At 45.3% G+C, this 13,552-nt stretch carries 12 protein-coding genes; 5 read left to right on the top strand and 7 right to left on the bottom strand.

Features of this window, described 5'->3' with window-relative positions; all coding sequences use genetic code 11:
* Positions 1-47 precede the first annotated feature (47 nt).
* Together RIC07_RS22605 and RIC07_RS22610 are read right to left on the bottom strand one after the other, a co-directional pair.
* Complete coding sequence (locus tag RIC07_RS22605) at positions 48-962, bottom strand: histone deacetylase family protein (protein ID WP_446396482.1); 915 nt, start codon at positions 960-962, stop codon at positions 48-50.
* Between the two features lie 32 nt (positions 963-994).
* Complete coding sequence (locus tag RIC07_RS22610; RefSeq protein WP_446347333.1) at positions 995-1,195, bottom strand: hypothetical protein; 201 nt, start codon at positions 1,193-1,195, stop codon at positions 995-997.
* A 141-nt stretch (positions 1,196-1,336) separates the two neighbouring features.
* Here RIC07_RS22610 and RIC07_RS22615 point away from each other — a divergent pair, with 141 nt between their 5' ends.
* The gene (locus RIC07_RS22615) at positions 1,337-2,404 is read left to right on the top strand and encodes a DNA cytosine methyltransferase (RefSeq protein WP_446396483.1); all 1,068 of its coding nucleotides are present in this window, start codon (positions 1,337-1,339) and stop codon (positions 2,402-2,404) included.
* A 27-nt stretch (positions 2,405-2,431) separates the two neighbouring features.
* On the opposite strand, the gene RIC07_RS22620 is transcribed toward RIC07_RS22615, so the two are convergent.
* The 3 genes from RIC07_RS22620 to RIC07_RS22630 all read right to left on the bottom strand — a co-directional run bounded on the left by RIC07_RS22620 (position 2,432) and on the right by RIC07_RS22630 (position 4,907).
* Positions 2,432-3,202, bottom strand: a complete 771-nt coding sequence (locus tag RIC07_RS22620; protein WP_446396484.1) for a hypothetical protein — start codon at positions 3,200-3,202, stop codon at positions 2,432-2,434.
* 269 nt (positions 3,203-3,471) lie between these two features.
* Entirely contained in the window at positions 3,472-4,614 is a 1,143-nt protein-coding gene (locus RIC07_RS22625; RefSeq protein WP_446396485.1) for a serine/threonine protein kinase, read from the bottom strand.
* Positions 4,615-4,709: 95 nt separating this feature from the next.
* Positions 4,710-4,907 (bottom strand): hypothetical protein, encoded by a 198-nt coding sequence (locus tag RIC07_RS22630; protein ID WP_446396486.1) that lies wholly within the window; start codon positions 4,905-4,907, stop codon positions 4,710-4,712.
* Between the two features lie 550 nt (positions 4,908-5,457).
* On the opposite strand from RIC07_RS22630, the gene RIC07_RS22635 reads away from it, so the two are divergent.
* Both RIC07_RS22635 and pyk read left to right on the top strand, forming a co-directional pair.
* Positions 5,458-5,760: a hypothetical protein gene (locus RIC07_RS22635; protein ID WP_446396487.1), complete on the top strand. Its 303-nt coding sequence runs from the start codon at positions 5,458-5,460 to the stop codon at positions 5,758-5,760.
* A 313-nt stretch (positions 5,761-6,073) separates the two neighbouring features.
* A complete protein-coding gene (gene pyk, locus RIC07_RS22640; protein ID WP_446396488.1) occupies positions 6,074-7,858 on the top strand; it encodes a pyruvate kinase in 1,785 nt (594 codons plus the stop codon).
* Between the two features lie 419 nt (positions 7,859-8,277).
* On the opposite strand, the gene RIC07_RS22645 is transcribed toward pyk, so the two are convergent.
* Complete coding sequence (locus RIC07_RS22645; RefSeq protein ID WP_446396489.1) at positions 8,278-9,885, bottom strand: adenylate/guanylate cyclase domain-containing protein; 1,608 nt, start codon at positions 9,883-9,885, stop codon at positions 8,278-8,280.
* A gap of 363 nt (positions 9,886-10,248) precedes the next feature.
* Between RIC07_RS22645 and RIC07_RS22650 the strand changes: the two genes are divergently transcribed.
* Positions 10,249-11,757, top strand: coding sequence for a protein kinase domain-containing protein (locus RIC07_RS22650; protein ID WP_446396490.1), 1,509 nt, complete (start codon positions 10,249-10,251; stop codon positions 11,755-11,757).
* A 25-nt stretch (positions 11,758-11,782) separates the two neighbouring features.
* Here the strand turns inward: RIC07_RS22650 and RIC07_RS22655 are convergent, their stop codons facing one another.
* Positions 11,783-11,959 (bottom strand): hypothetical protein, encoded by a 177-nt coding sequence (locus RIC07_RS22655; protein ID WP_446396491.1) that lies wholly within the window; start codon positions 11,957-11,959, stop codon positions 11,783-11,785.
* A 599-nt stretch (positions 11,960-12,558) separates the two neighbouring features.
* On the opposite strand from RIC07_RS22655, the gene RIC07_RS22660 reads away from it, so the two are divergent.
* Complete coding sequence (locus tag RIC07_RS22660) at positions 12,559-13,527, top strand: glycosyltransferase family 2 protein (protein WP_446396492.1); 969 nt, start codon at positions 12,559-12,561, stop codon at positions 13,525-13,527.
* Positions 13,528-13,552: the final 25 nt, after the last annotated feature.

The raw sequence follows: 13,552 nt of genomic DNA on the forward strand, positions 1-13,552 counted from the left end.
GTCAAATCTTCCGTTCCCTGTTCCCTGTTCCCTGTTCCCCGTTCCCTTCACACAAGATGACGATAAACATCATTAGCGGCACGATGGAGGAGAGAGTGACGGTAGATTAAAGCATTCATGTCATCTCCATAGCCACCCCCAATCACACTAGCGACAGGGTAGCCTGCGGCGATACAGGTGCTGAGTACCTGCATTTCACGGCGGTAAATTCCCGTATCGGTTAAGGCTAGCTTACCAAAGCGATCGCAGGCGTGGGTATCTACTCCAGCATCATAGAGAACTAAGTCAGGCTGGAAGTCAGACAAGATATCGGGGAGATAGTGGGCTAGAGTTTGTAGGTAAGCATCGTCATCCATACCTACCGGGAGAGGAATGTCAAGATCACTTTTTTGTTTAGTGGCGGGGAAATTGACCTGACAGTGCATGGAGAAGGTAAAGACAGTGGGGTCATTTTGGAAAATAAACGCCGTACCATCTCCTTGATGAACATCCAAATCAAGAATTAGGATTTTTTGGACTAATCCCAGAGTCTGGAGGACACGAGTTGCGATCGCCAAATCATTAAAGATACAAAAGCCTGATCCGTAGCTGGGAAAGGCATGATGAGTTCCTCCTGCCGTATTACAAGCAATACCATGACTCAGGGCAAGTTGAGCCGTCAGAATTGTCCCGCCAACCGCCGTACAGGTTCGCTTAACCAAGCCGGGACTCCAGGGTAATCCAATCCGGCGCTGGGCTTTCGGGTCAAGTGTACCGTTACAGTAGGCTTGGATGTAGTCAGGGGTGTGGATGAGTTGAATCCATTCTCTGGGTGGGGGGTTGGGAGTGTGGATTTGTTCAGGAGTGACAATCGTATCGGCGAGGAGGAGTTCACAGAGTTTGCCGAATTTGGACATGGGAAAACGATGTCCGGGTGGAAGGGGGGTAACGTAGTCGGGGTGATAGACGATTGGCAGGTTCATGACGGTAGTCAATAGTCAGTCATGAACTATTGTCATTGATTGGTTCCTCCCCGTTTCATTGATCGCTGTACAGGCTTATTTCTCGCCTCTTGCGTTATTGTTTCCCAGTCGGCTTGTTCCAATACTGCATCTAACACATCGGAAATGTTGCAACGTTGCTCAAAAGCAATGCGTCTTAGAATTTCATGGTGTTTTGGCTGTACGTATACTGGCTTTCTTTGCGTTTGTGCCATTAACCCAATGATTAAGTAAGTCCCGTTAGGCTAATTTTACCCTAGCTAAACAGCTAACTTGACAACTGGATAATTAGCTAATTAAATATTAATACTAAAACCAATACTTTTCAACTCTTATACAGGATGTAAAGCGTCAAGATGGAACAGCAAAATTTAAAGAAAAAAGCGATAGTATCTCTATTTTCAGGCTGCGGTGGACTCGATCTAGGGTTTCGTAAAGCAGGCTTTAATGTGGTATGGGCAAATGAATATGACAAAGATATGTGGCAAACCTATCAAAGTAATCATCCAGATACATTTCTTGATCGGCGTGATATTCGACAGGTTCATTCTGCGGACATTCCAGACTGCTTCGGGATTATTGGCGGTCCTCCCTGCCAAAGTTGGAGTGAGGCAGGTACTCAAAAGGGAATCAATGACGATCGCGGCAGATTATTTTTAGAGTATATCCGGATTTTGAAAGACAAGCAACCTCGCTTTTTTTTGGCGGAAAATGTTTCTGGAATGCTACACACAAAGCACGAAAATGCATTACACAACATTATTGCAGCCTTTGAGGAAGCTGGCTACGTCATTTCCTATAAACTTTTGAATGCTCGGTACTATAATGTGCCTCAAGATAGAAAGCGAGTCATTTTTATTGGTTATCATATTGACTTGAATAAATGCTTTGACTTTAACGCTTTAGTGCCTGGATATCGTATTCTTACCTTACGAGATGCAATCTGGAATTTGCGGGAATCAGCAATCCCGGCATTGAGCAATAATAAGACACGCGGGGAAGACTGTCTCGTTGCTAATCATGAATATATGGTTGGCGGATTTTCCAGTATTTATATGTCTCGTAACCGGGTTCGTTCCTGGAATGAACCATCATTTACCATTCAGGCGGGTGGTCGTCATGCACCAATCCATCCCCAGGCGAATAAAATGATTCATATCGGAAAGGATAAATGGATGTTTGACCCTAAATCACCCAATCCTTACCAACGTTTATCAGTTCGAGAATGTGCGAGAATTCAAACCTTTGACGATGACTTTATTTTTTACTATGAACGATTAGCGGCTGGGTACAAAATGATTGGTAATGCTGTTCCAGTCAATTTAAGCTATGCTTTAGCCAAAAGTATATACCAAGATTTAGTAGCCGCCGACTCCCAAAATAAGCCAAACCAGATCAAGGTTCACCCCATAACAATATCTTAGTTAAGCGTTATATTTTTATCGCGCCACCTATTTTTTCTTTTCAATCATTAAAAAATAGACGGTTTTTCTATCGGCTTCATCAATATCATTTCTCCATCCTCCTCTTGGAGTTCCAACTACGTCGTCAAAAACCCAAGGCAAGTTATCTGACTTTTTGGCAAGACTAATCGCTCTCCCATGTTCGCTCTTACTTGTTTGTCCTATCCATTGTCGCCTGATGGCTATGTGTAATTTTTCCTTGTAACGATTAAAATACTCATCAAACGAATAAATTTTGATAATATCTTGACTGATCTGAGTCGCTGGCGCTTCTAAAATTAATTCGGCTGGGTGTTGTGAAATACCTAAATTAGGACTCCCTAACATCATTAAAAAATTTAAAATTGTTTTGAAATCATTTTCTGAGAAAAAATTCTGCCAAGGGCGATCTCTGCTTGAAAGGAGTCCTTGATGGAATCGGTGAATTTCTTGATCAAGCTGAGTTAAGATGGTCTGAGGAGCAGTTAAGCCTAACCGTGAATAGACTTGAATCAGATTAGCTCTCTGCAAGCGATTAAATGAAAATGAACTCCCGGCTTGTTTGAGAGAAACCCCTTTACCATTCAGATAAACGTCTGCTTTTTTCCTTGAATCTGTTGTTGATAGGGTCGATATATCACTTAGAGATTCTGCTAGACGATAACCAGGATAGTTTTTGTCAGGGATTCCTATTTGTCGAAGTGTACCAATATGCTTGAGATTAATGCACCCTATATTTGAGAATAGAAACTCGCATATAGCTTTTTCATTTCCTGCCACACTAATGTCTCCACAAAACTTTTAGTAGCTATCTATTTTTAGTCAAATGTTGCTGACATTAAGAGCCTGGAAATAAATTTCCGGCTCAAAGCTAAAGTAAGCTAAACCTTACTGGGGAAGCGTTTGATATCATGTCCTGACGATTGCCCAGACGACTTGGTCTGTCGCTAATCTTTTCTTGAAGTTGATAGCGATTGTGTAAGATATGGTTTTGCTTTCTCATGTTTATTTTCCTTTATATTGATTAGATGTTTGCTCATTTAAATAATTTATTTTTTACATGATTCTGCTATAATCTTACAGGCTATCATTGAGGTTCCAATAAAAAAAGGAAGCATCAAAAACATAAGGATTCCTTCTCCGGCTCGACAATCTTGCATACAAAACCCGATGTATATACTCAAAAACATCCCACATGGAATCACAAGCGACGCGATAAAAATGATTATAAAAGACAAAATCTTAATTTCAAATATTAGTGGAATAGCCATTTTAATTATCCATGACCAGAAGGTGTTAACAGATGACCTAACCAAATTTTTCTTTCGATTAATGCGATGTTTATTAGATAGATAGTATCGATTAAGATTATTAAGTGTGGAGATAGCTTGAGACACACAATTAAATCGCCGCTCTAAATTTGGCTCAGTGAGGGATTCCAGCCAACTCACAAAACTAGGACTTAAACTGACTCGATCGCGAAAATGAATACGTAAATTTTGCTGCGGTAAATCGGCGGGTGCTGTTCCCGTTAATAAATGAATTAATGTAGCGCCCAACGCATATAAGTCTGAGGCGGGAACTGCTTTACCCCAAAATTGTTCGAGGGGGGCATAACCGGCTGTATCCACAACCGTAAACGTGACTCCTTCAACTACGGTGGGGTCAGCGACTGCGCCAAAATCAACTAAATAGATAGATGCACCTTTATCTGAATCGACATCCTCTTGAAAAATTAAATTACTAGGTTTAATATCGCGATGCAGTACAGGTGGATTCAACCCATGTAAGTAGCTCAAAATCTCTAAAACTTGAATAGCAATGGAACGTACCTGAGCAAGTGTGAAATGCTGTCCCTGATCAAGTAATTGCTGAAGCGATTGACCGGGAATATAATCCTGTACTAAACAAAACCAGCACAATCCTTGACCCATCTGTTCATCTAAGGAAAAATAATCCCGGTGTTTCGGGATGCGGGGATGGTTGAGCGCTTTGAGAACCTGCGCCTCGCGTTCAAAGAGTTTAAATTCGTCCCACTCCATCTGAGGACTAAACGCCAGTAGCTTGACGATTATCTGTTGCGGCGGTGTTTGGGTGGTATCCTCAGCTAGCCAGGTTTGACGCCCCGCATTTTGGGATAAGCATTGTTGCAGTTGGTAGCGATTCTGTAAGAGTTGTTTGGCTTGTAGCATAGGATGGGCGCTTCCGGAATGGGGTTACTCAGACCTATCTCTGAATCTAGGAAGCTTATGCAGTTTGTAGAGACGTTCCATGGAACGTCTCGCCTCTACACCAATCCTTTGCTAGCCTTTTGGAAGCGCCGAAACCCTCTCATTTGTTTGGCGATTTCCGGATGAGACGGCTGAGACTCCCGCCGCTGAAACCGCAGCGGAAAGAAGATGCGTTCTCTGAGATTTTTATCGGTAATATCTCGTGGAAATAACTGCTGGTTGATATCGTGCAGAAAGTTTTGATTGTAATTCATAGTGTTAACCCTCGGTTTTTGACATTTTCACCCTCATCCCCTAACCCCTTCTCTATCCCCCTCCCATCTCCCTTCAGAGCCTAACTTTTTAGGGGAAGTCTAGAAACCTGAATCGAGGCGGGTTTAGTCACATCTGGATGCAACCAAAAAGATAGTAGTGAAACCCACCCCTACACAATCTCTCACTCAAAACAAGTTTCCCTTGAACGAAGCAAAGGGTCAAAAATTACCTCCCTTCGTTGTGTCACATACCATTAAAAGTTAGCTGCTTAATCCCTTTTTGTTCCCCTCTTTCTCCCCTCTTGCTCCCCTCTCCCCTTTATTCCCCCCTTTCAAAGGGGGGTTAGGGGGGATGGAGAGGGGCTGGGGGTGAGGGCTGGCTTAAGCTGATGGTGAGGGGAATTGTGGCTTATGTCTACTGCTATAACTGCAATTTACCACCACACCAATCAATTAAATAACTTTTTCTAACTATCTAATTCCAGTTTTCAATCTATTTTCTCCATCGCCACACTAGACCTCATAACCCAAAATTCAACGAGGTCAAACCATGAAATTCCCAACATTCAAAACCAGGAAAAAGAAACTCTGGCTATTAGCCGAATTCCTAATTCCTAATCTCATCGGCTGGTTATTCAAATCCAACCTAGAACCCGGAGTCAGTCTTTGCTTCCTACTGTGGAATTGGCTAATGGATGAACAGACGCAATCCGATGAACGCCAACGCCGCAAATCCTGGCTCACGTTTTTAATTCTGTCTGGTATGGCATTAGCGATATCCTTCAGCCAACCCTCACCCCCGGTTGATTGCCAAACACCTGTCACCCTCCAGTCTCCCCAATCAACCCTATAGACAGATGCCAGGGAACCTCTCTACACTAATCCTTACCCGTAAGACCAATGACAAATGACAAAGGACAGCGATACAATCATTTATCTCGACTGTCGCTAACCCATTTAAGACGAATGCCACTGACTTTAGAGTTTGTAGCGCTAAAGCGCTTCTGGCACGCTTCGTGCCTACTACGAACCCAGCTTAAGTCAGTGACATTCCATTTAAGACAAAGGACATCGCTTGCTTCTCGCTATAACGAATGACAAATGACAAATGACAATTCTCGCCGTTAACGTTACTCCCACCTACTGACTCATCCCGTTTTCTGCTTATGCAACTGTACACATCCCGGCGTCGAACCAAGATTGTAGCCACGATTGGTCCTGCTACCAGTCATCCAGAGATACTCAGAGATCTGATTAAAGCAGGTGCGACAACGTTGCGGCTCAACTTTTCCCATGGCACTCATGATGACCATCAGCGTAGCATTCGCCTGATTCGCCAAATCGCCTTTGAACTCAATCAACCCGTAGGTATCCTGCAAGACTTACAAGGACCCAAAATCCGCCTAGGCAAATTTGAGAACGGTTCGATTACACTAGAACGAGGCGATCGCTTCATTTTAACCAGTGAACCCCTAATCGGCACTCAGGAAATCAGTTCTGTCACCTATCAACCCCTCGCTGATGAAGTCCCCGATGGTGCCACGATTCTCTTGGATGATGGCAGAGTGGAGATGCAGGTGGAAGAGATTAATCGAGAGAAACGCGCCTTACATTGTCGGGTAATTGTCGGCGGGACGCTCTCCAATAACAAAGGTGTTAACTTTCCAGGGGTCTACCTCTCCATTCGCGCCCTCACGGATAAAGACCGCCGGGATTTGATGTTTGGCTTAGACCAAGGAGTTGATTGGGTCGCCCTTAGCTTTGTTCGCAATCCTCAAGATGTGCTGGAGATCAAAGAACTGATTACCAGCGCCGGAAAAGATGTCCCCGTTATTGTCAAAATTGAAAAGCACGAAGCCATAGAACAAATGGATGCTATCCTCTCCCTCGCCGATGGGGTGATGGTGGCGAGGGGTGACTTAGGGGTAGAATTACCCGCTGAGGATGTACCTATCTTACAAAAGCGGCTGATTACCACCGCCAATCGTCTGGGAATTCCCGTAATTACCGCCACCCAGATGCTGGATAGCATGGTCAACTCTCCACGCGCTACCCGTGCAGAGATTTCCGATGTAGCGAATGCCATTTTAGATGGGACTGACGCCGTAATGCTGTCCAATGAAACCGCCGTGGGAAACTATCCCGTAGAAGCGGTATCCACGATGGCAAAAATTGCCACTCGTATCGAACAAGAGGAAATTGTGCGGAACATGGAAGATACTCGCCGCTCAATTCCCAACGCGATATCCCAGGCGGTGGGTCAAATTGCCGAACAGTTACAAGCCTGTGCGATTATGACCTTAACCAAAACGGGTTCCACAGCACGAAATGTCTCCAAGTTTCGCCCCTCGACTCCAATTCTGGCGGTGACACCCCATGTGGATGTAGCCCGACAACTGCAACTGGTTTGGGGAATTCGTCCCTTATTGGTGTTGGATTTACCGTCAACGGGTCAGACATTCCAAGCCGCGATTAATGTCGCCCAGGAAAAACAGCTTGTCGCTGAGGGGGATTTGGTGGTGATGACGGCTGGGACATTGCAAGGGGTGCCGGGTTCGACGGATTTAATTAAAGTGGAAGTGGTCACGGCTGTCCTGGGTCAAGGAATTGGCATTGGTAAAGGTTCAGTGAGTGGTTTAGCGCGGGTCGCCTATAATGCGGCAGAGGTGAACAACTTTAATCCGGGCGAAATCTTGGTGGTTCCGTCAACCAGTGCGGATTTTGTTGATACCATGCGTAAAGCATCAGGGGTAGTGACGGAGGAAGATAGTTTAACCAGTCACGCAGCGGTGATTGGAATGCGCTTAGGGGTTCCGGTGATTGTCGGCGTGAAAAATGCGACTCAGCGGATTCGAGATGGGGCGATTATCACCCTGGATACCCAGCGAGGTTTAGTTTATTCCGGGGCGATGGCGGCGAGTCCAAGTAGCAGTGGGGCGGTCATGGTTTAATTGCTGTAGGGGCGGGTTGAGGGACTTGCGTTTCGCGATTGATGATCACCTTTGTACAAAACCCGCCCTGACCCATTGAATTAACACACCTTCGAGTTAACATCGGTGGGTTACGGCGAATAGTTCATTGAAGGGCTATCGCTGCTGTGAAAATACTGCCTAACCTACCCTATCATTGAATCGGGCGCAAGGCTTTGCGCCCCTACGGTTTCCGGACGTAAGGTTAATCCATCGAATTAGTTGTAGGTTGGGTTGACGCAGGAAACCCAACACAATTCAAGGATAATTACCTGACATATTGATGAAATGATACACCTGCCAGTTAACATCGGTGGGTTACGGCGAATAGTTCATTGAAGGGCTATCGCTTCTGTGAAAATACTGCCTAACCTACCCTACCCCTGTACCTCTATTCCAGGCTATCGCTGGGTTTGATAAACTTGTACAGGTCGATCAATCCCTTTAAAGCGATACTCGTCCATTAGTTTCAAGTCTTGCTTGTGCGTCAGTAAGGCATAGGTATCTTCACTGATCACACATTCCCCAGGCGGACAAATCGCTTCCATTCGCGCCGCCAGGTTAATGGTTGCGCCTAAGGCGGTATATTCTACCCGTTGAGAACTGCCCACATCTCCCACTACGGCTTTGCCACTATTCACAGCAATCCGTAATTGTAAGGGTTCCGGTAATACCCCATCGGCATTCAGTTTATCTAAACGATTCAGCATTCCCTTCGCAGTCGCCAAGGCGCGGTCAGCATGATCCGGTTGAGATTCAGGAGCGCCAAAAAATGCCATAATGCAATCGCCAATATATTTATCGAGGGTGCCATTAAAGGCAAAGAGTTCTTGCAGCATCTCCTCAAATAAACTATTGAGCAATTGAGCAATCTGGACTGGACTTAAGCGTTCTGAGAGTGCTGTAAAGCCGACAATATCGGCAAATAGGATACTGATTTCGCTTTCAGCGGCGGGTAAACGACCATCGGGTAATGTGCGATAGGCAATCAGTTGCTGAACCACGGCGGGGGAGTGATAGCGTTCTAGCCGTTGGCGAATCATTTCTTCGCTGGTGAGTTTCTGGGTTAAGAGCCAGCGTTGTACACTCGATGCCACGAGGTTGGCTAAGGTGGAAAAAAAGCTGAGGTCTTCTTCGCCTTCTTGCGTCCAATGGGTTGACGAGTGATGGGCATCGGCATATAATACGCCAACTACCTTATTTTCATCCCAAAGGGGAACCGCGATCGCACTGCGAATTCCTTTGTACAGAATACTGACTTCTCCCTCAAAGCGTTGGTCAGCTTGAGCATCGGCGGTTTGAATCGCGACTTTTTCGGTAAAGACTTTTTGACAGATACTCCGACTAATCCAATGGCTGGACTCGGCTAAACTTTGCTGCTGATTGATGTTTCTGGATGCCGCATTGAGTAACTCTAATTGCCGTGAACCCGTTACATCGACCAATAAAGCAATCCGTTCGATGCTTTCGAGATAGCGAAAGACTACATCCTTGACCCGTGAGAAAATCGCTTCGATGGATTCCGCCGCACTTAAACCCTTGGCTATCTCGACCAAGTCCTTCAGCCGAGCAATGGTTGTTTCCTTGACGCTCAGTTCATCCCCTTTATCCTTTGCCTGTATCCATTGCTGTTGCAATTCTTTGACACTGCGAAGGATTGTGGCTTCTGCGGGTATCTGTTCGACGGGGATGGTTCGGGTTCGTCGCGACGAGTCCGCTAAAACAACCACGAGGCTGACATCCCCTAACCAAATCACATCCCCGTTTTTCACCAGTTGCGGCGAGGTAATCTGGCGTTCGTTCAGTAGCGTCCCGTTTTTGCTCCCCATATCCTTAATCATCCAATTGTCGGTTGCCGTTTTCAACAGGCGGGCATGATATCGAGATACTCCCTCGTAGGGTAAGGTTAGGTCACACTCCGGTAAGCGACCAATAGTAAATACATCCTGATTGACTGTCACCGTTTTTTCGGTATTTCCTTGGTGCAGGCGCAGTTTGAGTTCAGCCATACTTAAGATACGTCCTGGAAGCGAATATGGGGCGCAAAACGTTTTTCGATAATCCTCATCCCGTAGATTAATCTTAGTGTATTGATTTAGGAACACCCATGAGGGGTGATCAAGCCGTCATAATTATCAGTTATCAGTAGAGACACTTCCACAGAACGTCTGTACCCCGTCATAAAATACAGTATTTTCTCCCATGAGTTACTTGTTTTGGATAGAGACATGCCATTCTATGTCTTTTTAGCATACAGTCAAATCCCCGTTCCAATCGAATGAGATAAAACCTCCACAATCCGGATACCATCGCTTTTGCCTGAACAACTGATTAGGCTATACATTTACGTCCGGGCAGCAATCAATATTATAATGATAGGCGCATTACTAGACCAACGTTACCAAGTGGTTCAGGTTCTAGGGCAAGGTGGATTTGGTCATACGTATCTGGCACAAGACACCCACCGACCTGGTAATCCGACTTGTGTGGTTAAACATCTCAAACCTGCCACCAGTGAACCGGACTTTCTGCAAACCGCCAGACGTCTGTTTAATGGAGAAGCTGAAACCCTGGAAAAGCTTGGCACTCATGACCAGATTCCCCGGTTGTTAGCTTACTTTGAGGATAACCAAGAATTTTATTTAGTACAGGATTTCATTGCCGGACATCCCCTGAGTGTGGAATTGCAGCCCGGTCAACGTTGGCAGGAAGACCAGGTGATTCAACTGTTGCACGAAGTTTTATCAATCCTGGAATTCGTCCATAGTAATCATGTTATCCATCGAGATATCAAACCGGATAATTTAATCCGCCGCACTATAGATAACCAGCTGGTTCTGGTTGACTTTGGCGCGGTGAAGCAAGTCAAAATGCCATCGATTATGGCTCAAGCCGCCGTCAGTGACACGGTGGGAATTGGTACGCCCGGTTATATGCCTAGCGAACAGGGACAAGGTAGACCCCGTCCTAACAGTGATATTTATGCTTTAGGTATGATTGCTATTCAAGCGCTGACGGGGTTAAGTCCCACTCAGTTGGTTGAAGATCCGGAGACGGGGGAGATCATCTGGCAACAATATGCTCAAGTGAGTCAGGGGTTAGCCATTATTATGACGAAGATGGTGCGTCACTATTTTAAATATCGCTATCAGTCGGCAACTGAGGCGCTGCAAGCACTCCAGGCACTCACCCATCCTCACACACCCCAAAATTGGGCAGTCCTGGTTAACCATAAGGGGCGTTTTTATCTGACTGAAACGTTTCGTTTTCTGGGGAAACTGACAAAACCTGCTGCGAATGTATCCAATAACGCTAACCCTGCTAACCCTTCCCCATCTTCTACCATCCCAGCACCTCAATCCGCGAATTCTGATCAGAATACGGTAACGGTGGCGCCGGTGAATCGTTCCCGATCGCCAGTCGGTTCCTCATCTCACCCGAATCCGATTACTCACTCGCCTCGCACCTTATCCATATTAATCGGTGTCGGCGCGTTTACTCTAGGCGCGATCGCGATTTCGGGGATTAACCGATTATCAACTTCGCCGACGACGCCGCCAAATAACGTGGAACTTGCCCAGAATCAACTTCAATCTGAACCGACAACCCATCCACCTGAATCTGAATCCCCAAGCCATTCACCCCAACCTGAACCGACAACCCATTCACCCCAACCTGAACCCGCCCAGAGTTGTGTCATTGTTACTACACCCACCAATTTACGTTCCTTGTCTGGACGCCAGAAAACGGGGACTGTTCTGCAAAAAGATACTCAACTAACGGTAACCGGAAAAGAAGAAAACGGTTGGATCGAAATTAGTGAACCCGATCCGGGTTGGATCTGGAAGCGCCGGACAAAAAATACTTGCCCGTCCAATTAAGGTGTTTTTCGGGTTAATTGGCTGATTATTGCTCTGGAGAATCGGTGTGAGTAATAAAAGCTCCATAATAGGTGCTAAAACGCCAGAATTCTATTACAGGAGCAATTATAAATTTATTAATTTTTTCTAAAATATAGCGTTGAATTGGTTCAACTCTGACAGAACTCGTCGCCGTCATGTCAATCGATGTAAATACTTTCATGATTTAGCCTCCAAGGTTTTCTGAAGAGAGCCGACATCTGTGTATCCCTGTCAGGTGGTTGCTCTGGGCGTGCTAGACGTGAGTAATCAGGGATAGAGTGCGTTATCTAAACCCCCTTATTTTATTTTAGGTTACATTCGTTACTTTTTTTTTTCAATCTATCGACTATTGGGGAGCAGGGGGAGCAGGGGGAGCAGGGGGAGCAGGGGGAGCAGGGGGAGATAGGGGAGATAGGGAAGGTTAACTCAAAACTCTACCTTACCTATTGCCGATTGCCGATTGCCGATTGCCCATTCCCTGTTCCCTATTCCCTTGTCCTCATGCTCAACGTCAATGGTGTCCGGCTACTTAATTCAGCAAAATGGCGGATGCCAATTGAGTCAAAAAAGGATAAGTTTATTATTCAGCCGTTGAAAAATCAGTAATTTCACGTAGATAGATCGGTGGGGATCGGGAGTATTTTATGGTAAGAGATAAATACGCTTAAGTATGAGTATCAATAGGTATTGTGGAAAATACCTAAATCTTTATCCTGGCTTTATGGGAATTTAAGAAAACCTGTTAGATAATGGTCTATAAGTCGAGGCGGATCTTGCATTGTGTTTAAATTTACGATTGTCATCACCACCTATAACCGTTTGTCTCTATTGCAACGAGCCGTAGAATCAGCATTAGCACAAACGTTACCCTGTGAAGTGATTGTTGCTGACGATGGTTCCTCAGATGGTACAGAGGCATATATCCGTAGTTTAGGCGATCGCGTGGTTTATCACCGCAATCCAGTTAACGTGGGGCATTGTGCCACAATGAACGCCGCCGTTAAGCTAGCGCAAGGGGATTGGATTAAACCCATTGACGATGATGACTATCTTGCCTCTAATTGTATTGAGGAATTAACTAAGGCGATCGCCAGATATCCTCAAGCGGTTCTCTGTTCAACTCAGGCGATACAAGTCAACGAGAATGGTAGAGAAGTATCACGTACCCAACCAATTAACAATGCTCCGATTAACTATGTGCCTCAGTCTGAGATCCATTATCGGATGCTTTTAGAGCAACTGCCCTTTGGGACACCTGTACAAGTTGCCTTTCGCAAAGATGCCTTTGTCAAATCCGGGGGATGGGATTCCAGCTTTGAAGTGAACTATGATGATATTGACTCGTGGGTGAAAATTGCCCAATATGGAGATGCCATCTTAGTAAATCAGCATTTAGCCTACCGGACATTATGGCATCAAGGGAATCATCTCAAGTTTTCCCTGCAACAGCGCCTACAAAAGCATATCTCGATTAAAGAAAAAATTTATAAGTTTGTCCATCCCAAATACCATGATTCTCTGCCCTCGTTGCAAGATATTCAGGATTTTTTAAGCTTGTACTGGAGTTTAGTCGGCTTCAAGCAAGGGAAATTTGATCAGGCATTTCCCCTCTTATTCCCCGCTCTGTTTTCTGGGAAAGGTTGGCAACTCTTAACTCAAGTGATTTACGCCCGCAAATTTTATCAAACGTCTCAGCAAGATTGCCAAGCACCCCTTCCCAAGCAGATGCCTTTATTATCTGAAATATAGAGACGTTGCAGCCAACGTCTCTACA

The organism is Coleofasciculus sp. E1-EBD-02 (genome assembly GCF_040218245.1).
Lineage (GTDB): Bacteria > Cyanobacteriota > Cyanobacteriia > Cyanobacteriales > Coleofasciculaceae > Coleofasciculus.

Bases quoted from the DNA above. Each gene is read 5' to 3' on its own strand.
- RIC07_RS22605 (WP_446396482.1), bottom strand. From the start codon at position 962: ATGAACCTGCCAATCGTCTATCACCCCGACTACGTTACCCCCCTTCCA.
- RIC07_RS22610 (WP_446347333.1), bottom strand. From the start codon at position 1,195: ATGGCACAAACGCAAAGAAAGCCAGTATACGTACAGCCAAAACACCAT.
- RIC07_RS22615 (WP_446396483.1), top strand. From the start codon at position 1,337: ATGGAACAGCAAAATTTAAAGAAAAAAGCGATAGTATCTCTATTTTCA.
- RIC07_RS22625 (WP_446396485.1), bottom strand. From the start codon at position 4,614: ATGCTACAAGCCAAACAACTCTTACAGAATCGCTACCAACTGCAACAA.
- RIC07_RS22630 (WP_446396486.1), bottom strand. From the start codon at position 4,907: ATGAATTACAATCAAAACTTTCTGCACGATATCAACCAGCAGTTATTT.
- RIC07_RS22635 (WP_446396487.1), top strand. From the start codon at position 5,458: ATGAAATTCCCAACATTCAAAACCAGGAAAAAGAAACTCTGGCTATTA.
- pyk (WP_446396488.1), top strand. From the start codon at position 6,074: ATGCAACTGTACACATCCCGGCGTCGAACCAAGATTGTAGCCACGATT.
- RIC07_RS22645 (WP_446396489.1), bottom strand. From the start codon at position 9,885: ATGGCTGAACTCAAACTGCGCCTGCACCAAGGAAATACCGAAAAAACG.
- RIC07_RS22650 (WP_446396490.1), top strand. From the start codon at position 10,249: ATGATAGGCGCATTACTAGACCAACGTTACCAAGTGGTTCAGGTTCTA.
- RIC07_RS22655 (WP_446396491.1), bottom strand. From the start codon at position 11,959: ATGAAAGTATTTACATCGATTGACATGACGGCGACGAGTTCTGTCAGA.